This window comes from Janthinobacterium sp. GW460-12-1-14-LB5 (assembly GCF_059423585.1).
In genome coordinates, this window is the sequence record NZ_JBWKYD010000012.1 from 124853 (window position 1) to 148482 (window position 23630).

Annotated in this window: 23 protein-coding genes; 12 read left to right on the forward strand and 11 right to left on the reverse strand. The window is 63.8% G+C overall.

Translation table 11 applies throughout. The features are described 5' to 3' along the window. Positions 1-258 precede the first annotated feature (258 nt). The gene (nudC, locus tag AC07X6_RS14445; protein ID WP_494791446.1) at positions 259-1089 is read left to right on the forward strand and encodes an NAD(+) diphosphatase; all 831 of its coding nucleotides are present in this window, start codon (positions 259-261) and stop codon (positions 1087-1089) included. 81 nt (positions 1090-1170) lie between these two features. Further along, positions 1171-1737 carry a GTP cyclohydrolase I FolE gene (gene folE / locus AC07X6_RS14450; protein ID WP_034754386.1) on the forward strand — a complete coding sequence of 189 codons (567 nt, stop codon included), beginning with the start codon at positions 1171-1173 and terminating at the stop codon, positions 1735-1737. A 45-nt stretch (positions 1738-1782) separates the two neighbouring features. Here the strand turns inward: folE and AC07X6_RS14455 are convergent, their stop codons facing one another. Next, positions 1783-2595, reverse strand: coding sequence for an AraC family transcriptional regulator (locus tag AC07X6_RS14455; RefSeq protein WP_442908105.1), 813 nt, complete (start codon positions 2593-2595; stop codon positions 1783-1785). A gap of 193 nt (positions 2596-2788) precedes the next feature. Between AC07X6_RS14455 and AC07X6_RS14460 the strand changes: the two genes are divergently transcribed. Then, on the forward strand, positions 2789-3217 hold the full coding sequence (locus AC07X6_RS14460) for a hypothetical protein (RefSeq protein WP_494791405.1): 429 nt from the start codon (positions 2789-2791) through the stop codon (positions 3215-3217). 35 nt (positions 3218-3252) lie between these two features. Here the strand turns inward: AC07X6_RS14460 and AC07X6_RS14465 are convergent, their stop codons facing one another. After that, entirely contained in the window at positions 3253-3618 is a 366-nt protein-coding gene (locus tag AC07X6_RS14465) for a hypothetical protein (RefSeq protein ID WP_494791406.1), read from the reverse strand. A gap of 44 nt (positions 3619-3662) precedes the next feature. Here AC07X6_RS14465 and AC07X6_RS14470 point away from each other — a divergent pair, with 44 nt between their 5' ends. Together AC07X6_RS14470 and AC07X6_RS14475 are read left to right on the forward strand one after the other, a co-directional pair. Next, positions 3663-4013: a hypothetical protein gene (locus AC07X6_RS14470; protein ID WP_230542109.1), complete on the forward strand. Its 351-nt coding sequence runs from the start codon at positions 3663-3665 to the stop codon at positions 4011-4013. Further along, entirely contained in the window at positions 3931-5574 is a 1644-nt protein-coding gene (locus AC07X6_RS14475) for a methyl-accepting chemotaxis protein (protein WP_474293485.1), read from the forward strand. Before AC07X6_RS14470 ends, AC07X6_RS14475 begins: the two co-directional genes overlap by 83 nt. 1 nt (position 5575) lies before the next feature. Here AC07X6_RS14475 and AC07X6_RS14480 read toward each other — a convergent pair whose 3' ends face one another. Next, complete coding sequence (locus AC07X6_RS14480; RefSeq protein WP_230542107.1) at positions 5576-6001, reverse strand: hypothetical protein; 426 nt, start codon at positions 5999-6001, stop codon at positions 5576-5578. 189 nt (positions 6002-6190) lie between these two features. On the opposite strand from AC07X6_RS14480, the gene AC07X6_RS14485 reads away from it, so the two are divergent. After that, the gene (locus AC07X6_RS14485; RefSeq protein ID WP_494791407.1) at positions 6191-6889 is read left to right on the forward strand and encodes a glutathione binding-like protein; all 699 of its coding nucleotides are present in this window, start codon (positions 6191-6193) and stop codon (positions 6887-6889) included. A 12-nt stretch (positions 6890-6901) separates the two neighbouring features. On the opposite strand, the gene uraH is transcribed toward AC07X6_RS14485, so the two are convergent. Together uraH and AC07X6_RS14495 are read right to left on the reverse strand one after the other, a co-directional pair. Continuing rightward, positions 6902-7309, reverse strand: a complete 408-nt coding sequence (gene uraH, locus AC07X6_RS14490) for a hydroxyisourate hydrolase (RefSeq protein ID WP_474293481.1) — start codon at positions 7307-7309, stop codon at positions 6902-6904. Positions 7310-7320: 11 nt separating this feature from the next. Beyond that, positions 7321-7815, reverse strand: a complete 495-nt coding sequence (locus tag AC07X6_RS14495; protein ID WP_494791408.1) for a GlcG/HbpS family heme-binding protein — start codon at positions 7813-7815, stop codon at positions 7321-7323. Positions 7816-7953: 138 nt separating this feature from the next. On the opposite strand from AC07X6_RS14495, the gene AC07X6_RS14500 reads away from it, so the two are divergent. Together AC07X6_RS14500 and AC07X6_RS14505 are read left to right on the forward strand one after the other, a co-directional pair. Next, entirely contained in the window at positions 7954-8664 is a 711-nt protein-coding gene (locus AC07X6_RS14500) for a heavy metal response regulator transcription factor (protein WP_494791409.1), read from the forward strand. After that, entirely contained in the window at positions 8661-10061 is a 1401-nt protein-coding gene (locus tag AC07X6_RS14505; RefSeq protein ID WP_494791410.1) for a heavy metal sensor histidine kinase, read from the forward strand. The genes AC07X6_RS14500 and AC07X6_RS14505 overlap by 4 nt, the downstream gene beginning before the upstream one ends. Here AC07X6_RS14505 and AC07X6_RS14510 read toward each other — a convergent pair. The 3 genes from AC07X6_RS14510 to AC07X6_RS14520 all read right to left on the reverse strand — a co-directional run bounded on the left by AC07X6_RS14510 (position 10058) and on the right by AC07X6_RS14520 (position 16375). Continuing rightward, a complete protein-coding gene (locus tag AC07X6_RS14510; protein ID WP_494791411.1) occupies positions 10058-13396 on the reverse strand; it encodes a DEAD/DEAH box helicase in 3339 nt (1112 codons plus the stop codon). The genes AC07X6_RS14505 and AC07X6_RS14510 overlap by 4 nt on opposite strands. 174 nt (positions 13397-13570) lie before the next feature. Then, positions 13571-15277, reverse strand: a complete 1707-nt coding sequence (locus tag AC07X6_RS14515; protein ID WP_494791412.1) for a methyl-accepting chemotaxis protein — start codon at positions 15275-15277, stop codon at positions 13571-13573. Between the two features lie 207 nt (positions 15278-15484). Continuing rightward, on the reverse strand, positions 15485-16375 hold the full coding sequence (locus AC07X6_RS14520; RefSeq protein WP_494791413.1) for a LysR family transcriptional regulator: 891 nt from the start codon (positions 16373-16375) through the stop codon (positions 15485-15487). A gap of 113 nt (positions 16376-16488) precedes the next feature. Here AC07X6_RS14520 and AC07X6_RS14525 point away from each other — a divergent pair, with 113 nt between their 5' ends. Together AC07X6_RS14525 and AC07X6_RS14530 are read left to right on the forward strand one after the other, a co-directional pair. Beyond that, on the forward strand, positions 16489-17670 hold the full coding sequence (locus tag AC07X6_RS14525) for a serine hydrolase domain-containing protein (protein ID WP_494791414.1): 1182 nt from the start codon (positions 16489-16491) through the stop codon (positions 17668-17670). Next, positions 17667-18857: an MFS transporter gene (locus AC07X6_RS14530; RefSeq protein ID WP_494791415.1), complete on the forward strand. Its 1191-nt coding sequence runs from the start codon at positions 17667-17669 to the stop codon at positions 18855-18857. The genes AC07X6_RS14525 and AC07X6_RS14530 overlap by 4 nt, the downstream gene beginning before the upstream one ends. Here AC07X6_RS14530 and AC07X6_RS14535 read toward each other — a convergent pair. The 3 genes from AC07X6_RS14535 to AC07X6_RS14545 all read right to left on the reverse strand — a co-directional run bounded on the left by AC07X6_RS14535 (position 18822) and on the right by AC07X6_RS14545 (position 20903). Further along, a complete protein-coding gene (locus AC07X6_RS14535) occupies positions 18822-19367 on the reverse strand; it encodes a DinB family protein (protein WP_230542097.1) in 546 nt (181 codons plus the stop codon). The genes AC07X6_RS14530 and AC07X6_RS14535 overlap by 36 nt on opposite strands. A gap of 31 nt (positions 19368-19398) precedes the next feature. Continuing rightward, positions 19399-19998, reverse strand: a complete 600-nt coding sequence (locus tag AC07X6_RS14540) for a MarC family protein (protein ID WP_034781292.1) — start codon at positions 19996-19998, stop codon at positions 19399-19401. A 116-nt stretch (positions 19999-20114) separates the two neighbouring features. Then, on the reverse strand, positions 20115-20903 hold the full coding sequence (locus tag AC07X6_RS14545) for an AraC family transcriptional regulator (protein ID WP_494791416.1): 789 nt from the start codon (positions 20901-20903) through the stop codon (positions 20115-20117). 101 nt (positions 20904-21004) lie between these two features. Between AC07X6_RS14545 and AC07X6_RS14550 the strand changes: the two genes are divergently transcribed. Then, complete coding sequence (locus AC07X6_RS14550; RefSeq protein WP_494791417.1) at positions 21005-21922, forward strand: DMT family transporter; 918 nt, start codon at positions 21005-21007, stop codon at positions 21920-21922. Positions 21923-21962: 40 nt separating this feature from the next. Further along, entirely contained in the window at positions 21963-23579 is a 1617-nt protein-coding gene (locus AC07X6_RS14555; protein WP_494791418.1) for a toxin-antitoxin system YwqK family antitoxin, read from the forward strand. Positions 23580-23630 lie beyond the last annotated feature (51 nt).

Consider the following 23630-nt stretch of genomic DNA (forward strand, 5'->3'; position numbering starts at 1 on the left):
TGGCTGGCTCTGCCCCGCTGTGCGTTGGCACGCGGGCAAGTGGCTGGCGGTGGAGACGGAAGGCCGTATTGTAATTATTGGGCAGTAATCCGTAAATGAGAATCGTTATCAGTCTCGTTTACACAACGAATTAGGCGTATCGCAAAAAAAACACTGTCACGGCCCATGAATGCTTGCTTTGCGCTCCGCCCGCTGCTATGCGCGCAGGCGTCCGGCGGCGGGAGTATGATGAGCAACCTTTACAAATTTCCTCCAAGCATGCTGCACACACCCGCTGCCTTCGTCCCCCTGATCGATCCTCCCGAACCGGCCCCGGCCGCCACAGAGACGCTCACATTCGTCTTTCACCGCGGGCGCCTGCTGTTGCGTACGCCCGGGCTGACCCTGCCCACTGCCGCCGAGGTCGCCGCGCTCGATATCGACCTGAGCCGCGCCCAGCCCGTGGGGCTGTGGCAAGGCCGCTATTGCCAGACCGTCTGGGCCGACGAAGAGTTGCCACCGGGTGCAGGCCTGGCCTGGCACGGCATGCGCTCGCTGTTCAACGCCGTCGACGATGACTTTCTGGGCCTGGCCAGCCGCGCCGTACAGCTGGCCGAGTGGGCGCGCACGCACCGCCATTGCGGCGTGTGCGCCACGCCCATGCAGCGCACGCGCGGCGAACGCTGCTTTACCTGCGCCGCCTGCGGCATGCTCGCGTACCCGCGCATTTCGCCGGCCATGATGGTGCTGATACGCAAGGGCGAGCAGGTGCTGCTGGCCATGCATAAAAACTCGCCATCGCAGCGTTTCAGCCCGCTGGCCGGTTTCCTGGAAGCGGGCGAATCGATCGAGGAAGCCGTGCACCGCGAAGTGATGGAAGAGGTGGGCTTGCGCGTGCACAACCTGCAATACTTCATGAGCCAGTCCTGGCCGTTTCCCCATTCGCTGATGATCGCGTTTACGGCCGACTACCTCGATGGCGAAATTCGCCTCGACGAGAACGAGATCGCCGAGGCGCGCTGGTTCGGCCCCGGCGATGCGTGGCCGGAGGCGAGTTCGAGCGTGTCGATCTCCGCGTTGCTGGTCGGCGCGCACCGTCCGCCGGCGTAGCGGGAAAAGCAGGGGCTGCTCAGGCAGCTTGCCGCATTTTCTATATACTGGCGGCAATTGAAAATTTTAGGGTGGTTTAGCATGTCTCAAGAAGAATTCTCCGAAAACGACTGGCGCCGGCTGATCAGCAGCTTTGGCGAAGATCCGCAGCGTCCTGGCTTGCTGGAAACGCCGGCGCGCGTGGCCAAGGCGTGGAAGCACTGGACGTCGGGCTATGGCCAGGATCCGGTGGACTTGCTGAAAGCCTTTGAAGATGGCGCGGAACAGTACAACGAGCTGATCGTCGTGCGCGGCATCCCCGTCTACAGCCATTGCGAACACCACCTGGCGCCGTTCTTCGGCAAGGCCACCATCGGTTATGTGCCTAACGGCAAGATCGTCGGCCTGTCGAAACTGACGCGCCTCGTCGATTGCTTCTCCAAGCGCCTGCAAGTGCAGGAACGCATGACGATGCAGATCGCCAATGCCCTGATGGAAGTGCTGGAACCGAAGTCGGTGGGCGTGGTCGTGCGCTGCCGCCACCTGTGCATGGAAAGCCGCGGCATCCGCACGCCGGGCGAAGAAACCATCACTTCGGCCATGCTGGGCGAGATGCAGCCGAACCTGGCGCTGCGCACGGAATTTCTGGCCCTGGCGCGCGAAAGCTGATTTTTCGGCGACGATGCTGGATGAAGGCGGCATATGCCGCCTTTTTTAATGGGCTTCCCGTTCCGCCAGGTAGCGCGCCGGCGGCTTGCCCACCGCCTTGCGGAACATGGTGACAAAACCGCTGGTGTTTTCATAACCGAGTTCCAGCGCCACCGCTTTCACGCTGTGGCCTTGCGCCAGCCGTTGCAAGGCCAGGATGACGTGCAATTGCCGGCGCCAGCGGCCCACGCTCATGCCCATTTCCTCCAATGACAGCCGGGTCATGCTGCGCTCGCTCATGCCGATGCGGCTGGCCCATTCGGCCAGGGTGCTTTTATCGGCGGGCTGCGCCAGCAGCAGGGCGGCCAGGCGGCGCAGCCGTGCATCGCGCGGCATCGGCAGATGCAAGTCTTCCACGGGCGCGGCCGCCAATTCATCGAGCAGGGTGGCCACCAGGCGTTCCTGCGCGCCATGCAGCGCAGCCAGGGTGGGAAAACCGGCCGCCTTGGCGATCAGTTCGCGCAGCAGGGGCGAGACGGCAACGGTGCAGCAGACGGCGGGCAAGGCCGGCGCCATGGCCGGCTCGACAAACAGGCAATAGCACTCGGCCTCGCCCACGCCCTGGGCTGCATGCATCAGGCCGCCCGGTATCCACACGGCGCAATGGGGCGGCACGATCCACACGCCGCTTTCCACCTCGCAATGAATCACGCCCCGCGTGGCGTACAGCAGCTGCCCCTTGCGGTGCTGGTGCGGCGCCTGTTCCGCATCCTCGCGCACGCTGGCCAGGCCCACGGCCAGCAAGGGACGCAGCACGCCATCGACGTCGAAATCGAGGATGGAGGCGTCATCGTCCAGACCCAGGTGGGCCGTCAGCATGCTGGGCAAGAGGGGATGGGGCATGGAATGACTTTGGCTGGATTGAATAATATTGTGGCTATTGTATGCAATGACGCCGGGCGCCGTCATCGGTATCGTATGCTTATCCGCAGCCCCGCTTCAACGGCAACCGCCGCCGCCCGTGTTCTGATGAAGGCCAGGAGGAACGGCAACCCCCTTGAAGGAGTCTCCCATGCAACTCGATATCACCGATTTCCCCCTCGTCTGGATGCGCCGCGACAACGCCGCCAGCGGCCCCGACGATGCCTTGTTCGCCCAGTTCGAGGACTTGCTGGCGCGCCAGCAGGCGTTCGTCATCCTCAGCGAAGAAGGCCTGGACGAGGATGGGCATGAGCATCCGCAGGAGGCGCGCAAGCGCGCCGTGCTGTGGATGAAACGGCACAAGGCTGCCCTGCGCGCGTATATCCAGGGCATGGTGCTGGTCGAACCGAGCCCCGCCAGGCGCCTGGCCGGCAAAGCGTTCGCCGTCATGTTCGGCCAGTTCTGGGGCTACCCCCTGCATTTCGGCACCAGCCGCGACGACGCGCTCGACATCGCGCAGCATTTGATCAAGGTGTGGCTGCCGCCCCACAATGATCCGACAAGGCGTCACGACGCCTGACCAAACCAACGCGCAGCAGGTTGGGTCAGGTGGGACTAGTAGCGATAGTCGTTAATGAAGTGCTTGGTGAAGTTGTACTTGCTGCCGCCGTCGAGCAGGTCGACCAGGCGTTTCGGCGCCGAGGCCGACATGAAGGCGTCGGCCGCGCCGCCCGTGCTGCGGAACTTCATGCCCGGGCTGAGGATCTGGTTGGCGCCGATTTTCAGGTGCTGGAAGCTTTTCGTCTTTTCATTGTTGAGGATGAAGTGCAATTCCTGCTTGAAGGTCAGGAAGGGAATCTTCAGCCACCAGCCTTCGTCCGTGCCATAGCTGGCGACGCTGGCAAAGTGCGTGTTCTTGTCCGTCAGCGCGGGTTTGCCCAGGCGGTCGTTGATGCGTTTCATGGCTTCATTCTTGGTCATGCTGTTCTTTCGTGATTCATTCTATCCGGCGTGCATTTTGACACATGCCCGCCACCCCCGCCTGCCTTGCCACCGCCTATCTGCGTGCTTTTTTACTGCAATGCAGCATCAATTCTCATCAATTGTCGCAACGCATTAACAACACCGGGCAAAATTCATTGCTTTCCAGCATTGTAAATATCGGTCGTTCGAGCGTATGCTGGTGTCGTCTGAACGGTGCCGCCAGAGCACCGTCGCCGCCGCATTCCTGGCCTGCCGCGCTGGAAGCGGGACACGCCCCATCGCCGCACAATAGAGAGTTGGAGACACAGCATGAAGAAATTGACGTTCCAGCAGAAGTTATGGATTCCCCTGATTTGCAGCCTGTTGTGCATCACCGTTATTTTTGTCTATAACGCCCTGGAAATTCGCAAGATCCGCATCGAAGAGCGCAGCGCCGACCTGAGCAATGCCGCCGACCTGGGCCTGGGCGCCGTCAAGATGTTCGGCGAGCTGGCCGCCAGCGGCGCCCTGACGCAGGAAGAAGCGCAAAAGCAGGCCACGGCCGTCATCAAGAGCATGCGCTTCGGCGAGACCGGCTATTTGTCCATCATCAACCTCGATGCCGTTGTCGTGATGAATCCTGCCGCGCCGCAAACCAATGGCAAGAACATGTCGGATTTCAAGGATGCCAACGGCACCTATCTGTACCGCGACATCGTTGCCGTCGGCAAGAGCGATGCGGGCAAGGGTTTCGTCCATTATTATTTCCCCCGTCCCGGCCAGAAGAACGCCGAACCGAAGATGAGCCGCGTGGTCGCTTACAAGCCGTGGAGCTGGACCATCGTGGTGGGCGTGTACATGGACGATATCGACGCGGCTTTCCGCCAGTCGCTGATCACTTCGCTGGGCGTGCTGCTGCTGGTGTGCGGCTTGCTGGCCGCCGTCGTCGTGGCGATCAACCGCAGCTTGCGCCATGCGCTGGGCGGCGATCCCGAATATGCGGCCGACGTGGCTGCCCAGATCGCGAATAACGATCTGAGCGGCGCCGTGCGCACGCATGCCAACGACCGTCACAGCGTGCTGTACGCGATGAAGACCATGCAGACCAACCTGGTCGACGCGATCAGCGAAATCCGCCATAGCGCCGAGACGATCGCCACGGCGTCGAGCGAGATTGCCAGCGGCAATATGGACTTGTCGGCGCGCACGGAAATGCAAGCTAGCTCCCTGGAAGAAACGGCGGCATCGATGGAGGAATTGACCTCGACCGTGACGCAAAACGCGGGCAATGCCGTGCAGGCGAATGAACTGGCGCAATCCGCTTCCGCCGTGGCGCGCCAGGGCGGCGCCGTGGTGGCGCAAGTGATCGGCACCATGGACACCATCAACGCTTCGTCGCGCAAGATCGTCGACATCATCGGCGTCATCGACGGCATCGCCTTCCAGACGAATATCCTGGCATTGAACGCCGCCGTGGAAGCGGCGCGCGCGGGCGAGCAGGGACGCGGCTTTGCCGTCGTGGCGTCCGAAGTGCGCAATCTGGCGCAACGGTCCGCCGGCGCGGCGAAGGAAATCAAGGAACTGATCGGCGCCTCCGTCGACAGCATCGCGGCCGGCAGCACCCTCGTCGCACAGGCGGGCACGACCATGGATCAGGTGGTGGCCAGCGTGTCGCGCGTGACCGATATCATGGCCGACATCACGGCCGCCTCGCACGAGCAAAGCACGGGCATCGGCCACGTCAACCAGGCGATCACGGAGATGGATAGCGTGACGCAGCAAAATGCGGCCTTGGTGGAAGAGGCGGCGGCAGCGGCGTCGAGCATGCAGGACCAGGCGGCCGTGCTGGCGCAACTGGTCTCGCGCTTCAAACTGTCGGCGCAGGAACCGGGGGCGGCGCCGCGCCTGGCGCCAAGCTCGGCCGCGCCACGCGCCGTGGCGAAAAAGCCGCTGCGCAGCCTGGCGGCGCGCTGATTTACCGGGCTGGGGCCGCCGCTGGCGGCGCCGGCTCGAATTCCAGCTTGTCATCGACGACCACGAATTGCCCGATCGGCTGGCCCAGGTCGGCTTTCGGGTCGTTTTCCATTTCCGTCAGCTCATTGCAGGTATTCGTTTCCGCCTGCCACAACTGCTTGCCCATGCGGATATTCCATATGCCATCGCCGGCCGCGAACAGCTCGACGGTGATGTCGGCCGGCGCATCCGTCGACAGCGTATGCAGGCGCTGGCATTGCGGCAAATTGGTCGCCATCAGCTGCACTTCCACCGTATCTTGCCAAAAATAACGTTGCTGGCGGCGCACGGTCAGGGAATGGTCCTGGCCATCGAACATATAGATGGCGAAGTCCTGGACACAGCCTGACAACAGGACGGACAGCGTGACGATCAGGAGTTTGCGCATGGTCGGCTTTCTTTGATGGTTCTCGGGAATGGCGGAATTCGATTCTTGCGGCGAGAGTGGGTGCTTGCTTGCGTGGCAAGCGGGGCACGCGCCGTCTTGTTTTTCGCTTACGTGGCATTATATCCATGCACACCAGTTGCGGCGCGACAATAGTTACGCCCACCCATGCCAACGACCTGAAAGACGACGATGATCGACCTGTATTACTGGACCACGCCCAACGGGCACAAGGTGACAATGTTCCTGGAAGAAGCGGGCATTCCCTACAACATCATTCCCGTCCATATCGGCAAGGGCGAGCAGTTCCAGCCCGAATTTCTCGCCATCGCGCCGAACAACCGCATTCCCGCCATCGTCGACCAGGCGCCGGCAGATGGCGGTGAACCGCTGTCGCTGTTCGAGTCGGGCGCGATTCTGCAATACCTGGCCGAGAAAAGCGGGCAATTCCTGCCGGACGATGTGCGCGGGCGCGCCGAGGTGATGCAATGGCTGTTCTGGCAAATGGGGGGATTGGGCCCCATGGCCGGGCAAAACCACCATTTCGTGCAATACGCGCCCGAGCCCATCGATTACGCCATCACGCGCTACGTCAACGAAACCAACCGCTTATACGGCGTACTGAACAAGCGTCTGGCCGACCGCGCATTCGTTGCCGGCGACAACTATTCCATCGCCGACATGGCGATCTACCCGTGGATCGTGCCGCACGCGCGCCAGCGCCAGAAGCTGGAAGATTTCCCGCACCTGGCGCGCTGGTTCGCAGCCATCGCCGCCCGTCCCGCCACCGTGCGCGCGTATGCGCGGGCGGCCGAGATCAATGTGCAGCCTACCGTCAGCGGCGACGCGAAAAGCGTGCTGTTCGGGCAGACGGCGAAGACGCTCGGCTAAGCTTAGTTCCCCTCAGTTGCCCCGATACGTGGAGAAACCGAAAGGGCTGAGCAGCAGCGGTATGTGATAGTGCTGCTCGGTCTTTTCCACGTGGAATTGCACAGGAATTTCCGGGAAGAATGTTTCCTGTTTCAGCCGCGCATAGTGTTCGCCCGTTTTGAACACGATGCGGTAGTCGCCCGCCTGCAACGGTTGATTTTCCGGATACATGGCCGCGATGCGCCCCTGCGCATTCGTCACGGCGCTGCTTAATTGTTTCCAAGCGTCATCTTTTTTCTGCTCCAGCGTCACCGTCACGCCCGCCGTCGGCTGGCCGCTCTGCAAGTCGAGGATGTGCACGCTCAAGGGATTGGCGGCCAGGGCCATGCCAGACAGGCTGGCGAAGGCCAGGGCGGCAGCGGTTTTTTTCAAATAGCTCATCGTTGTTGCTTTCAAGGGGTGGGGGAATCGAGTTCGGGTACGGCCGCCAGGGCGGCCTGGGCGCAGGCGCGGTCTGGCAGGGCGCCGCCGCCGCCGGCCACGCCGATGGCGCCGACGACTTCGCCCCTGGCGCGCAAGGGCAGGCCGCCGCCCAGCAGCAACAGTTCCGGCACGGTGGCCAGGTTGCGCATGTCCGGGTTGGCGTTCGCTGCCACGGCCAGCGTGTAGGTGTCGCTTTTGGTGGACAAGGCCGTGTATGCCTTGCGCCGGCTCGCTTCCGTGTTGTGGGGGCCGACGCCATCGGCGCGCTGCAAGGCGACAATATTTCCGCCACGATCCAGCACAGTGACGACGATATGCCGCCCTTGCGCCTGGCACGCGGCCATGGCCGCATCGGCCAGCTTGTTGGCCGCCGCCAGCGACAGGTCATTGACCGTGCGCAATTGCGCGTGGGCGGGACTGGCCAGCAGGCACAGCAGGGCACTGCCGAACATCAGGGTTTTCATCTGGCCTCCATGGAAAAGAATGGCGCCAGTATGGCAAGTGTTGCCCTACGAGAAGATGATCGCCGCATGACATTTTTATCATCCGCGGCGCCCGGCGCGCGGCGTAAAATGACCTTATATTTCCCTTAGAAAGCCGCCATGCGCATCCTGGTAATCGAAGACGAACCGAAGACGGGCGACTATCTGTTGCGCGGCCTGGCCGAGTCCGGCTTTACGGTGAGCCTGGCGCGCAATGGTCGCGACGGCCTGCATATGGCCGGCACCGAAGCGCCCGATCTGATCGTGCTCGACGTCATGCTGCCCATCATGGATGGCTGGCAAGTCTTGCGCGCGCTGCGCCTGCAAGAGGGCGGCGCCGACGTGCCCGTGATTTTTCTGACGGCGCGCGACGAAGTGCAGGACCGCGTCAAAGGGCTGGAACTGGGTGCCGACGATTACCTGGTGAAACCGTTCGCCTTTGCCGAACTGGTGGCGCGCATCCGCACCCTGCTGCGGCGCGGGCCGCCCCGAGAAGACGACGTCATCCGCATCGGCGACATGGAAATCGATGTGATGAAACGCAAGGTCAGCCGGCAAGGCCAGCGCATCGCCCTGACGGCGAAGGAATTCGGCTTGCTGCATTTATTGGCGCGGCGCCAGGGCGAAGTGCTGTCGCGCTCCATCATCGCTTCGCAAGTGTGGGACATCAATTTCGAGAGCGACACCAACGTCATCGACGCGGCCATCCGCCGCCTGCGCAGCAAGCTCGACGATCCGTTCGAACCCAAGCTGATCCACACCTTGCGGGGCATGGGCTATGTCTGCGAATTGCGCGCGCCCAACGCTCCCGACAGCGGCGCCGTTCAATGAAACTGGCAGAACTGCGGCGCTCGCTGACCCTGCGCGTCACGCTCGTCTTCGTGCTGATCGTGGCGCTCGTCTCGGCCGGGCTGGGCATGCATCTGTACCGTTCATTTGTGGCGGAAATCGAGCGCCGCGACGATATTTTATTGCTGGGCAAATTGCGGCAGATCCAGCAGCTACTCGGCAATGCGGGCACCCTCGATATCATCCGCGAGCGGCCCCAGTATTTCCGCGACACCATGAGCGGACAGGAAAATTCCCTGGTGCGCATCGTGCGCGCCGATGGCACGCGTTTGATCGATGTCAACCCGCATGGCGAGAACGTCGTGCATGCTGTTCCCGTGGCCGTCGATGCGCCCGTGACGGCTGCCGCCATCGTCAGCTGGATCAGCCGCGACGGCTATCCGGCCAGGGTCGTGGCGGCCAGCGCACGCATCGGCGATCCCGCGCAGATGGCCGACATTGCCGTTGCCAGGGTCTACGGTGACCGCACGGCCATGTTCGCCGCCTACCGCTGGCAGATCGTCGTTTCCGTCGCCATCAGCGCGCTGGTGGCGGCCTTGCTTGCCAGCGTGATGTTGTTGCGGGGATTGCGGCCGCTGCGCAATATCGCCGCCCACGCGGCCTTGGTGCGGCCGGGCAAGCTGGGGCAGCAACTCGAGGCGCGCGGTGCGCCGACGGAATTGCTGCCCTTGATTCAGGCCTTGAACGCCATGCTGGCGCGCCTGCAGGAGGGATACGCGCGGCTGTCGCAGTTTTCCGCCGACCTGGCGCATGAATTCCGCACGCCCGTCACCAATCTGCTGGGACAAAGCCAGGTCATGCTGGCGCGTCCCCGCAGTGCGCACGAGTATGAACAGCTGGTGTCGTCGAATGTGGAAGAGCTGGAACGGCTGTCGCGCATGATCGACAGCATGCTGTTTCTGGCGCGGGCGCAGCAGGATGAAATGGTGCTCGTCAAGCAAGCCTTGCCCGTGCAGGATGAGTTTTTGCGCCTGGCCGATTTCTTTGAAGGCCTGGCCGAAGAACGGGGGCTGGCGCTGGCTTGCCACGGCAGCGGCACGGTGACGGCCGAGCCGCAACTGCTGCGCCGCGCGCTCGGTAACCTGCTGTCGAACGCCATCCGCCACGCGGCGCCGGGCAGCACGATTTTATTGCGCTCGCACGCGACGAACGAGGGCGTGGAACTGAGCGTAAGCAACCTGGGGCCCGCCATCCCCGCGCGCCACTTGCCCCACCTGTTCGAACGCTTTTACCGCGCCGACCCGGCCCGCAGCGACTCGGCCGCCTCCACGGGATTAGGGCTGGCTATCGTCACGGCCATCATGCAATTACACGGCGGCAGCGCGACGGTCGCGTCGGATGCGGCCGCCACGACGTTTACCCTCGTTTTTCCCATTTAGCCCATTTCCACCAAAAACTCATGCATGCCCGTATGCGCCAACTGCGCGCACGCTGGCGCAAAGTGCGGCAACTGTCCCCACAGCAGCGGATTGCCGACGACGTACACATAGTGCTGCGCGCGCGTCAGGGCCACGTTGAGCAGGTTCGGCGTACTTGCCGCCCATTGCGCGGCGCCGGCCGTGCTGTCGTCGGCACCGAGGACCAGCATCACCACGCTTTGCTCCTTGCCCTGGAAGGTGTGCACGGTGCCCACCATCTGGCTGCTCCATTGGCGCAATTCGCGCGCCGTCGGCGCCTTGCCATAGCCGAGGCGGCGGTCCCAGTCCATGTCGACGATGCGCGAACGTAATTCGTTGCGCACGGCCTTGAAGGGCGTGATCACATACATGTCCGGCAGCTTGCCGTCGCGGCGATATAGTTTCAATAACACTTCCAGCACGAAATCGAGCTGCAAGGGCACCACCTGCTTGTAGCTGACGGGGCCGACGGCGTCGATCCAGCGGCTGGGCCCCCGCGTCAGGCCCCGCGCGCCGGCCGGCGGCGTGCGCTCGGCCAGCCCGTAGACCATCTTGTCTTCGTAGGCGATGCTGTTGGCCAGCGAAAACATCGGTTCCACGCAGCGGCGGTGCACGCGCAGGGGGCTGCCGATCCACAAGGGCTGCGCGCTGCCGGCGCCGACGACGGCGCCATAGCGGTTGGCCTTGTCGGCCAGGGTCTGCACGGAAACGGAAGTCGGCGCGTAACTGCCATCCTGCGTATGCGGCGACAGGGCCGACAAGGTGTGCACCAGGCGGCCCGGCACCGTGAACACGGGTTCGATCTGCAGCGGGTCGCCCACGACGACGGCGCGTTTGGCGCGCCACAGGCTGCCCAGCGCCGCTTGCGGCACGGCCTGGCCCGCTTCATCGATGAACAGCCAGCCCAGCGATTCGGGACCCATGCCCTGGAACTGGCGCGCGAACGAGGCGAACGTGGTCGATACGACAGGCACGACCATGAACAGGCTGTGCCACACCATGGCGATATGCGACTGGTCGTAGGCGCGCTTGTTTTTGAGCAATTTCGACACGGCCAGCAAGTTGCCGCCAAAGCCGGGGCCGCCCTTCTTCGCCACTTCCGCCAGCCACGCTTCGTGCAGGGCCAGGGCCTTGGCGAACAGGCGCGAGCGCAGGCGCGCCAGCGCTGGTTCATGCCACAAGCCGCCGATTTGCAGGGCGTCGCCGTCCAGCTCGTCCAGGGCGGCCGGCGCGATGATGGTGGGGAAGCGCATGCGCGCACGGCGCAGCAATTCCGTGCTGTCATCCCATTCGCGCTGGCGCGATTGCGCCGTGCGCAGGGCGATGTGCAGGCCATGGCGGGCGCGTTCGCAGCGTGGCTCCAGTTCGCCCTTCAAGAGCAGCTTGATGGCGGAGATGTCGCGCGCCGCCTGGCGCTGCGCCTCGGCATTGGCGACGACGGCCTCCTTGTAGGCGCGCGCCGGGGCCGTGCGGAACAGCCGGGCAAAGAAACCGGGCTGCGTCAGCGCCACCAGGCGTTCCTCTTCCAGCAATTCCTTCTTGCTGGCGAGCAATGTGTCCTGCTGCGCCAGCGCGCCGGACAGGGCGCCGTTGGCCGCATCCATCTCTTGCTCAGCAGCAATCAGCGCCTGCTGGCTGGCTTGGATAAAATCGGCTTCCGTGCACGTGCCCACGGCTTGCCACAGGGCAGCATATTGCGCGTGCTCGGCCAGGGCCTTTTCCACCACGTGTTCCGTCTCGCGGAATTCGCGCGCCGCCTGGGCGAAGCTGACGCCCTGGTAGCTGGCCAGCCACTGGCGGATATTCTGTGCGTTCGGCGTCTTGCGCGCCGTCGTTTTATCCCAGTCGTCGTCATAAAAATTGCTGACGAAGCGGCGGCGGTTGGCGCTATTGCCCAGCGCACAGGACATCAAGCCCCACGGCGCTTCCGTTTCGGTCAAGGCGCGGTTGGCGCCATTGCCGTCGGCCACCACCCGGCGCGCCACGCTTTCAAAGTAACGCGTGCGCGCCCATTCCTTGCCCAGCTGTTTTGGTTTTGGGAGGTCGCCGGAAATGTTTTCCACCGCCGCATTGTTCGACGAGGCGACGACCATTTCAAAGCCCGTCAGTTCCGGCCGCAAGCGGGCAATCGTGATCGGGTCGCGCACGCCTTCGAAGGCCACGGCCACCTTGCCGATGAAGGCGTCGCCGGCGCGGTCCAGGCAGGACAGCACGGCCGCGCGGCGCACGATGTTGTCGGCGAACAATTCGCGCAATAACGTCGTCTTGCCCGTGCCCGGTGGGCCGTTGACGGAAAAGATGCCGCGCTCGCTCAAGCCCGTGCGCGCGCCGTGGATGGCAAATTGCTGCATCAGGCTCATGGCGTAGCTGGCGTCTTCCAGCCAGTGGCCCCGGTTCATATTGGCCGGATTGAGCATGGCGGCCAGCGCCTGGCGTCCGGCCGGGCTGTACAAGTCGATGCGCTCGTCCCGCGCCAGCGGCGTCAGGTAGGCGGCGACGGTGGCGGGCAACTTGCCGCCACGCAAGGCGCGGATGATCTGTTCCAGGTCATCGAGGTAAAAACTGTTGAGAATATCGATGCTGGGCTCCACCGCGTCGCCGAAGTCCAGGCTGCGGTTCTGGCTGGCCTCAGCCAGGTCGCCTGCCGCCACGGCCGCGCGTTTCTTGCGCGTACGCAATTCCAGCACGGCCAGCGGCTGGCCCGCGGACGGGCGGAAACCGGCCCAGTCGATGAGCAGGTCGGCCAGCGCCGCGATTTCCATGCCGGACAGGGGCGATGAGACATTGCCCGCTTCATCCGCTACTTGCTGCGGGGCGCGGCTGGCCGTGAAGTTGCGCAGGCTGTCTTGCAGCACCAGCTGGCTGTCGCTGAAGGCGTCCAGGCTCAGGCCCGACCAGTCCGGCGTGCGTGCGCGCCCCAGGGCCCACGGCAAGGTTGACACGGAGACAGGATCGAACTGCGGCTCGCCCAGCGCATTGAGGTTCAGGCGGGCAAAGCACGAGCGTCCCAGCAGTTCTGTTTTTTCTGTTTCGGCAATGTTTTCCGGGCCGTTGGCCGGCGGGCACGCCTTGTTGATTTCGGCCTTGTCGAAGACGCCGAGGAACAATGAGAAGCCGTCGATCTCGCGGTCGGAAGGCACTGGCCATTGCGTGGCGAACTGCAGCGGCAATTGCGCCAGCTGTTCGCGCTGAAGGAGACGCACGGTGGACTGGTCTTCAACGTCCGTGATTTGATTCAGGTCAAACGGGATAAAGAATTCGATCTTGTGCCAATACTCCAGGATAGCCAGGAGGCGCTGCTGTTCTGCCTGATTCATGATGACCAATATTTTGTAAAGCGAGCGAGGATTGTAAAGCGTATGCACGCTGCACGTTTTGCACTTTTGCCTATTGCGTGGGCTTTGCCGCAAAAAAAGTGGCGATGACGGACGAAAAAAAGCCAGGCAGCAACTTCCTGCCTGGCTTTCCCGTGGGGAGGACGTTGCTATTCGTTAAAACTCTTCCCATTCGCTTTCGGCAGCCGCATTGCTGCGGCGCGCCGGCGCGGCGGCCACGGCCTTGCGCGCTGGCGCGGGCCGGGCGGCGGGAGGAGCGATTTTTGCCGCGGCCGGTGCTGCACGCACAGGCGTCAGCTTGGCGGCGCTGGCGACATGGTTGCCGGTTTTAAAGAATCCCACCACGTGCGCCAGTTCGCCCGCCTGCTCCTGCATGCTTTGCGAGGCGGCGGCCGCTTCTTCCACCAGGGCCGCGTTTTGCTGCGTCACTTCATCCATCTGGGCAATGGCCATGTTGATCTGTTCGATGCCGATGGTCTGTTCGTGCGTGGCGGAGGTGATTTCTCCCATGATGTCGGTCACGCGCACGATGCTGTCGACGATGTCGCCCATGGTCTGGCCCGCTTCATTGACGAGGCGCGAACCCGTGTCCACGTTGGCGACCGAGGCGGCGATCAGTTCCTTGATTTCCTTGGCGGCCGAGGCTGAGCGGTGTGCCAGGTTGCGCACTTCCGTGGCGACGACGGCGAAGCCGCGGCCCTGTTCGCCCGCGCGCGCCGCTTCCACGGCCGCGTTCAGGGCAAGAATGTTGGTCTGGAAAGCGATGCCGTCGATGACGCCGATGATGTCGACGATTTTCTTCGACGACTCGTTGATGGTGCCCATGGTGTCAACCACTTGCGAGACGATGCTGCCGCCGCGCACGGCCACTTCCGACGCGCTTTTCGCCAGCTGGTTGGCCTGGCGCGCATTGTCCGCGTTCTGCTTCACGGTCGAGGTCAGCTCTTCCATGGCCGACGCTGTTTCTTCCAGCGAGCTGGCTTGCTCTTCCGTGCGGGACGACAGGTCGAGGTTGCCGGCGGCAATTTCGCTCGATGCCGTGGAAATTGCATCCGTGCCGTGGCGCACTTGCGCCACCACGCCCAGCAAGCTGGTGTTCATGGCTTTCAGGGCGCCCAGCAGGCGGCCCGTTTCATCGCTGGAATCGACGACGATGTGCGACGATAAATCGCCCGAGGCCACGGTTTCGGCCACGCCCACTGCCGCATTGATGGGGCGGGTGATCGAGCGCGTGATGATCCAGGCAACAAAAGCGCCCAGCAGCACGGCCACGCTGCCCAGGATGATCATGTAGGCGCGCGCGCTCGCGCTCAGCGTTTCGGCGTCCGTTGCCGCCTGCGCGGCCTGCTGCGCTTCATACGCGACCAGACTGTCGAGTGCGCCCAGCACGATCTTCAGGCTCGGTGCCGCCTGTTGCGTCAAAAAGGCGATCGCTTCTTCCGTCTGGCCTGCATTGCGCAGCTCGATGACCTTGTTGTTCAGCGGCGCGCCCGATTTCAGGGCCGCGTCCAGTTCGGCCATCAAGGCCGTTTCCTTGTCCGTCGAGATTTTCTTTTGCAAGGTTTCCTTGGCGGCGCCGTATTTCTTGCGCGCTTCGCCGATCTTTGCCAGTTCCGCCTGCACCAGCGCTTCCGTCGGCGCCACCACCACGCTGGTGATCGCCAGGGTAATGTTGCGCACGTTGTCGCTCATGGTGTTGGCGGCCGCCATTTTGACGTTCTTGTCGGCCACGATGTCGTGGGTGCGCGCACTCAGTTGCCCCATGGAATACAGGCCGACGAGCAAGACGGCCACCAGCAGGCCGAGGACGACAGCAAACCCGATCCCGAGCCGGGTGCCGATTTTGAATTGTGTGAGTGACATGATTGCTTTCGTATTGCGGTGTGGTGAGGAAACGTCGACAGGCCGGGGCTACGGGTTAATACGTAAGGGCGGCCAGCCTGTAATTGTTCCTCAAAATTCCGCACTGCAATACAAAAACTTGTATCAAGTCCGCGAAAAGTTTAAAAATTGGTAGCAAATTAAATAAGTTGTCGTGTGGAAACAACGAGCGCCATGCCGCAGGCGCCGTCAGCTTTCCGCAAACACGTGGACGGCCAGGAAATCGATGAAGGCGCGCAGTTTTGGCGTCAGGTGGCGGCTGCTGGGCCACAGGATGCGGAAGGCGCCGTCGTGCCGGCGGTGCGCGTCCAGCACGGGCTGCAAGCGGCCCGCCGCCAGCGCGGCGCGCACGGCAAAGTCGGGCAGGGCGGCGATGCCCAGGCCGCTTTCGGCAAAATGCAGCAGGGTCTCGACATTGTTGCAGTTGAGCACAGTCGGCAAACCTGCCGCGTGCAGGGCAGGCCAATCGGGCAGAGGCCAGGCCTCGACCTTGCCGCTGCTGGGAAACTTGTACAGCAGGCAAGTGTGGCGGGCCAGGTCGGCCGGCAGCGCGGGCGTGCCATGCTGCGCCAGATAGGCCGGTGCGGCCACCAACTGCAGCTGGAACTGGCCCAGCTGGCGGCTCATCAAACGGCTGTCGGCGCTTTCGCCCGCGCGCACGACGGCGTCGTAGCCCTCTTCGATGACGTCGACGCGGCGGTCGCTGAAATCGAGGTCGAGTTCCACCTGCGGATAGGCGCGCGCGAACGCGGCCAGCACGGGGTTGAGCAGGCTGCCCACCAGCGGCAGGCTGACGCGCAAGCGGCCCTGGGGCGCGCTCTTGCTGTTGGATAATTCCAGCTCGGCCGCTTCGATTTCTCCCAGGATGCGCCGGCAGCGTTCGAGAAACACCGTGCCTTCGCTGGTCAGCGCGATGCTGCGCGTGCTGCGGTGAAACAGGCGTACACCGAGGCGTTCTTCCAGCCGCGCGATGCTCTTGCCCACGGCCGAGGCTGAAATACCGAGCACCCGGCCCGCCGCCACGAAACTGCGCAGCTCCGCCGCTTGCACGAAGGCCGTGAATCCCGCCAGGTTATCCATGGTTTTCCTTTTGATTGCGGATGTCAACGTCCGCACAGACTGAAACTATAGCCTGTTTTTCTTTGATCGCGCCTGGCTTACCTTGGCAGCCTGATCATTTGAAAGGCTACGCCATGATGTACAACTTCTCTCCTGCGGCCTTGTCCGCCCGTATCGATCCATTGCTCGATGCCGTGCTGGAACAGCAGCGCCTGGCGGGCGCCGTGGTGCTGGTGCGCCAGCGTGGCCAGGACATCTATCGCCGCGCCGCCGGCCACCTGGACCGCGAGGCGGGCACGCCCATGGTGGAAGACGCCGTCTTCCGCCTGGCATCCGTCAGCAAACCCATCGTCTCCACGGCCGCGCTGGCGCTGGTGGGACAAAACCGTCTGGGGCTGGACGACCCGGTGGCGCGCTGGCTGCCGTATTTCACGCCGCGCCAGCCGGACGGCACGGTGGCGGCGATGACCGTGCGCCACTTGCTCACGCACACGGCCGGCCTCGACTACGGCTTTTTCCAGCCGCCGGGCGGCGCGTATGCGCAGGCGGGCGTGTCCGACGGCATGGATGCGTCCCGTATTTCCCTCGATGACAATCTGCGCCGCCTGGCCACGGTGCCGCTCGCGTATGCACCGGGCGAACGCTGGGCGTATTCGATCGCCACCGACGTGCTGGGCGCCGTGATCGAAGCGGTGACTGGTCTGCCGCTGGCGCACGCCGTGGCACAGCTGGTGACGGGGCCGCTGGCCATGCGCGACACGGGTTTTATCAGCACGGACGCGGCGCGCCTTGCCGTCGCCTATGCGGACCGTGCAGCGGGAGAGGCCCGGCCGCGGCGTTTGCTTGATGCGGGGGAAGACCATCTGCCGTTTCTCGAAGGCATGGCAGGGTTTGTGTTGTCGCCGGCGCGCGCGCTCGATGCGCAGGCGTACCCGTCCGGCGGCGCCGGCATGCTCGGCTCCGCCCCCGACTTCATGCGCCTGCTGGAAACCTTGCGCCTGGGCGGCGCGCCGCTGCTGCCGCCGGCGCTGGCGCGCCAGATGGGAGCAAACCAGACGGGCGGTTTTGATTTGCCGTTCTGGCCCGGTCGGGGCTTCGGCCTGGGTTTTACCGTCTTGACGGACCCGCTTGCCGCCGCCACGCCGGAATCCGTGGGCACGTGGCGCATGGGCGGCACGTATGGCCACTCGTGGTTTGTTGATCCTGCGCAAGAACTCTCCGTGGTGGCGTTCACGAATACGGCATTGGAGGGCATGGCGGGGCCGTTCGTGACGCAACTGTGCCAGGCCGTGTATGGCGGGGAGCAAGGGCAATGACGCGCCCGCACCCCATCGTCTTCCTCGCGCTGGGCCTGTTCGGCGTGTATTGCATCGAGTTTGGCGTGGTGGGCATCTTGCCGATGATCATGCAGCGCCATGGCGTGACGGCCGCGCAGGCGGGCTCATTGGTGAGCCTGTTCGCGCTCGTGATCGCCGTGGGCGGCCCCTTCCTCGTGCTGCTGGCCACGCGCTGGCGCCGCAAACCGGTGCTGATCGCCTCGCTGCTGGTGTTCGCGCTGGCCAGCGTGGCTTCGGCGTATGCACCGCGCTTCGGGCTGTTGCTGGCGCTGCGCGTGGTGCCGGCCCTGTTCCACCCCGTGTATTTCTCGCTGGCCATGGTGGCCGCCGCCGCCCTGTATCCGCCACGCGAGGCGGCAAAGGCCGGCGCGCATGCGTTCACGGGCACCAGCATGGGCATGGTGCTGGGCATCCCGCTGACCACGTGGATCGCCGCGCAAGTTGGCTATGAGGCGTCGTTCCTCGCCTGCGCCCTCGTCAATGCGCTGGCCGCGCTGGGGCTGTATCTGTTTCTGCCTGACACGCCGCGCGAGGCGCCGCTGGCGTATGGCCGCCAGCTGGCCGTGCTGCGCAAACCTGCCCTGTGGTTCACCATTGCCGCCGCCGTGCTGGTGTTTGCCGCCATGTTTGCCGTGTATGCGTATGCGGCCGCGTATCTGCAGCAGGTGGCGGGCTTGTCGGCGCGGCAGACGGGGCTGGCGCTGGTGGTGTTTGGCGTGGGCGGCGTGGCGGGCAATCTGTACGCGGGGCGCCAACTGGGCACGCACGTGTTGCGCACGGTGCTGCTGCAGCCCGTGCTGCTGGGGCTGGCGTACTGGCTGCTGTATGAGTATGCGGGCGGCGGCATCGGTTGGCTGGCGCTGGCCGTGTTGCTGCTGTTCTGGGGCGCCGCGCATACGAGCGGGCTGATCGTCACGCAAGTGTGGCTCAGCAGCGAAGCGCGCGAGGCGCCCGCGTTCGCCATCGGCGTGTATATCGCCGCCATCAACCTGGGCGTGACGCTGGGCGCGCTGGCCGGCGGCCTGGCCATCGAGTCCTATGGCATGCAGGGGGCGCTGGCTTGCGGCGCGCTGCTGGGGGCGCTGGCGCTGGCCTTGATCGGGATCAAGGCGTGGCGTTATCGCCTGCCGTCAGTCCTCGATATGGTTGGGGATGCGAAACAGTAAATCCGTGTCGCCGATGTCCACGCCCGCTTGCGACAGCAAGGTGCTGGCCTGGCCCCGGTGGTGCGTCTGGTGGTTGAAGAAATGCATGAGCAGGCTGAAGAACTCGCGCCGGTTCGGCCCCTTGCTGTTGCGGTAGTCGAGCAAATGGTCCAGGTCTTCTTCGCGGATGGAGGCGGCCCAGTCGACGATGAGCTGGTCCAGCCACAGCCGGTGCGCCTGCATGGCGGCAAAATCGTCGGCCGCGAACAGCGGCTGCGTCAGCGACGTGGGCGGCGTGATGGCGCGGATGGGGTCGAGCAGCGGGAAACCGGCCGGATGTTTCGCATAGCGCTGCAGCCACAAGGTGTCGCCCACCATCACGTGGTTCAGGGTGGCCAGCAGGGAGCCGAAGAAGGCGCCCCGCTCGCGCTGCAGCTCGCCGGGCGGCAGGCTGGCGGCCGCCGCGTAGACCTTGGCATTCATCCACTGGTTGTAATCGGCCATCAGGCATATGTGGGCGCAACGGCTCATGCTGGACTCCTTCAGTGGATGAATGACAATATTAAACGGACTTCAGGAACGCGCGTATGCCGGCCAGCAACATTTCAATGGCCATCGCCGTCAGGATCAAGCCCATCAGGCGTTCGAATGCCGTCATGACCCTTGGACCGAGCGCCCGCTGCAAGCGTTCGGCGCACAGGAAGACGGCCAGCCAGACAACGGCCACGGCCGTCAAGCCCGCCACGTGGGCGATGACTTCGTTCATTTCATGCGAGGAAAACAGCAGCACGGTGGCCAGGGCCGACGGGCCGGCCAGCGCGGGGATGGCCAGCGGCACGATGAACGGTTCGCCGCCCATTTCGTGGTCGCTATTGCCCGCGTTTGGCTGCGGAAACACCATGCGCATGGCGATCAGGAACAAAATCACGCCGCCGCCGATGCGCAGCGCCACTTCCGACAATTGCAAGGCGTTCAGGAAATGGCGGCCGAAGAACATAAACAGCAGCAAGATGCCGAAAGCGATCAGGCATTCGCGCACCACGACTTTCCAGCGCCGCTCGATGGGTACCCGTTTCAGGGCATTGACGAACAGGGAAACGTTGCCGAACGGATCGGTGACGAGCAAGAGCAGGATAAATGTCTGGAAGAAATTCTGTGTCATGGTGGTGTGATTGAGGTCAACACCGCTGCCAGGATGGGCGCGGTGCGATAAGGCTTGCGATGATAACAAGAGCGGCGGCGATCGCCCATGATTATTGATGCATAGCAGCATTTTTTTTACGCTGCGATGACTTTGGCCTGGTAAAACGCCGTCGGCGTGGTGCCGAAATGCTTTTTGAACATGGCGCTAAACGCGCTTTGGCTCGTGTAGCCATTGTCCATCGCCACGTTGATGACCTTGCCGCCGCGCGCCAGTTGTTCCAGCGCCCGCAGCAGCCGCGCCTGCTGGCGCCACTGGCCAAAGCGCATGCCCGTCTGTTTCTGGAACAAGCGGTGCAGGCTGCGCTCGGTGATCGCCAGTTCCCGCGCCCAGTGCGCCACCGTCAGCTGCTCGCCCGGTTGCGCCATCAGCCGCGCGCAAATGCCGCGCAGGCGCGCATCCACGGGCAACGGTAAATACAGGGGCAGCACGGGCAGGCTGCCCAGCTCGTGCAACAGCAATTGCAGCAGATGCCAGTCGCGGCTGCCTTCCGTGAAATCGGGCGCGATGTCGACGGCCGCCACGATCAGTTGCCGCAGCAGGGGGCTGATGTCGAGCACGCAGCTGTGGCCAGGCAGCAATGGAGAATTGGCGCAGTTGACAAACACCGTGCGCATTTTCACGGCGCCGCTCATGCGCACCTGGTGCGCGATGCCGGGCTGCAGCCATACGCCGCGCGTGGGCGGCACCACCCAGCGCCCGCCCTGCGCCTCGATGGTCATCACGCCTTCGATGGCATACAGCAATTGCGCATGCGTGTGGCGGTGCACGGAAATCACGTGGCCATGCGCATAGTCGACGGCCAGCGCCATGGCGCGTGCCGTGACGGGCAGCAATTCCTGAAAGGCGGGGGAGGAACAATCCATGAAAGCGGGTCAGTTTTGCGACAGGTATGGACATCTTAGCGCGAGAAGGCGCGGCGCGCCTGCGGCATGATGGTTTCCCGCAACTATTCCTGGAGTGACACATGCCTGTGCGCGCCTATCTGTATCCGTTCCTGGCCATGCTGCTGTGGGCCGGCAACGTCGTCGTCTCGAAGCTGGCCGCATCCAGCATCGCCCCCACGGCCATCACTTTTTACCGCCTGGTGCTCGTCTTGCTGGTGATGACGCCGTTTATCGCCCGTCCGCTGTGGCGCAACCGTCATGCGCTGCGGCGTCAGTGGTGGCAGCTGGCCCTGTGCGGCCTGATGTCGATGGCGCTGTTCCAGAGCCTGTCCTACCGCGCCGCCGAATCGACGACGGCGACGAATATGGCCATCGTCACGGCGCTGGCGCCGCTGATGACGGCCCTGCTCAGCGTGCTGCTGCTGGGCGAGCGATTAACTGTCGGCATGGCGGCCGGCGGCGTGCTGTCGTTCGGCGGCTTGCTGTACCTGGTGGGGCGCGGCGACGTGCTGGCCTTGCTGCAGCAGGGCGTGCATGCGGGCGATGCGCTGATGCTGCTGGCTTGCCTGATCTTCGCTTTGTATGGCGTGCTGCTGCGCCGCTGGCGTTTAACGATTCCCGCCTGGCAAGCCATATATTGCCAGGCGCTGGCGGCCCTGGCCTGCATGCTGCCGTTTTTCTTGCTGTTGCCGCCCGGCAGCACCAAGCTGGACGCCACCACCTTGCCCCTGATCGGCTATGCGGGCATCGGCTCGTCCATCGTGCTGTCCTACCTGTGGATCGAAGGCGTCAAACTGCTGGGGCCGAACCGCTGCAGCATCTACGTCAACCTGCTGCCCCTGCTGACGGCCTTGCTGGCCATCGTCTGGCTGCACGAAAGCATGCATATCTATCACCTGGTTGGCGGCGGCATCTCGCTGCTGGGCGTGCTGCTGGCGCAGACGGTGCAGCGGCCGCTGTTTGGCCGCTACCGTCCTGAGGTGTCCGGGATTGCCTGAATGGCCATGCATAATGGCGGTTTTCGGCAGTGGAGTTGACATGCGGCAAACATTTTGGATGAGCACGATGGCGGCGCTGCTGGCGTTCGCTACTCTGGCGCCGGCGCAGGCGGCGCGTTTCTATGAGGGCGTCCCGATGGCTACCGCCAAGGTTGTCGAGCGCCGCGACGGTGGCGTGGTGCTGGCTTTCCTGCGGGAAAATGGCGAGGTCAACGGCTACTATTGCCAGTGCAACGGCATCAGTGAAAAACGCATGAACCTGGACAGGTACGGCCAGGCCAGCATCGAGGCCGTGTTCCAGCTTGACCTCGACAGCGAAGGCGAAACCACGTTCGTGCTCAGCCGCAGTGCCAACAGTGGCGCAGCCTTTGGCCTGCACGCCTACCGCTACGAGCGCAGCGGCGGCAAGATGTTCAAGGTGGCGGCCGTGCAGCCTGCGCTGGATGCCATTGTGCGCGGCGCAACAACCATGGACAAGGCGCGGGTGCGCGCCGCGCTGGCCCGTTTGCAGCTGATCGACTACAGCATCGCCTACGCGCCCTCGGGCGTGGCCGAGTTCGACGCCATCGAGCATGCGCACGGTACCTTGGCCGGCTATTTCAATATCGACGGCGAGTTACTGCCAGGCAAACCGGCCGGCGCCCCCGCGTTTGCCTATAAAAAGACGTACCAGGAAAAGGATGGCCATTATCTGACCGTCACATATCTGCTGGGCAAGGGCTGGGAAGGGGGCTTCGCGCCCAGTTATCACGTCAAGTGGATCACCTGGGAAACGCAGCCGCAGCGCTTTGCCGCCAGTCAGGACGGGCCATTCATCGAATATGACGTCAATTGCTGCGTGGGCAGCGTTTATGCCCGCGGCCTGTATGCGCAGGGCAAGCGCACCGGCGTATGGCATTACGAAGAGCCGAATACCATCCGCTCGTTTGGCGCCTTTGTCGACGACAAGGCGGAGGGACCATGGACGTATGAAAGCGGCGATGAAACGACGACGGGCCAGATGCAGCGTGGCCAGCGCACGGGCCGCTGGGAAGTGAGTCCGGGTGTGGAGGAATGGCGCGCAGCGGACATGCACAGTTTCACCGGTTACGATCATTTTGTGAAAGACCGCCTGGACGGCCCCAGCGAACGCCGCGTTGGTGGCGTGGTGCAATGGCAGGGCAACTATGTGAATGGCAAGAAGCAGGGCCAGTGGGTCGAACCTGGCGGTGGCGGCAACTATGTAGATGACATCAAACAGGGGCCATGGAAGAAATCGACGCCGGACGGCGGCTGGCAAGTGTTGACCATGCTCAATGGCGAACCGGAAGGCAAGCTGGAACAATACGCGGCCGATGGCCAGCTGCAGCTGGTCGAACATTATCGTCTTGGCAAGCTCGAAGGGCCGATGGAAAGTTTTTATCCGGATGGCAAGCGGCGCTACCAGGGCAGCTTTGCCGACGGCAAGCGCGATGGCGCGGAAACCCTGTTTTATCCCGATGGCGAACTGCCGCAATTCCACCGCAACTGGAACCAGGGTGTGCTGCATGGCGTCAACATCGAGAATTTCCAGAACGGAAAACCGAAGCAGATAGGCGCCTACAACCTGGGCAGGAAAACGGGCCGCTTCCAGTATTTCCGCGACGATGGCCAGCTCATCGAAGAAACCATGTATTAACTAGTTGGCTAGCATAAATGGCATTCCCGCGCGACCGCGCACGGCAGCGGA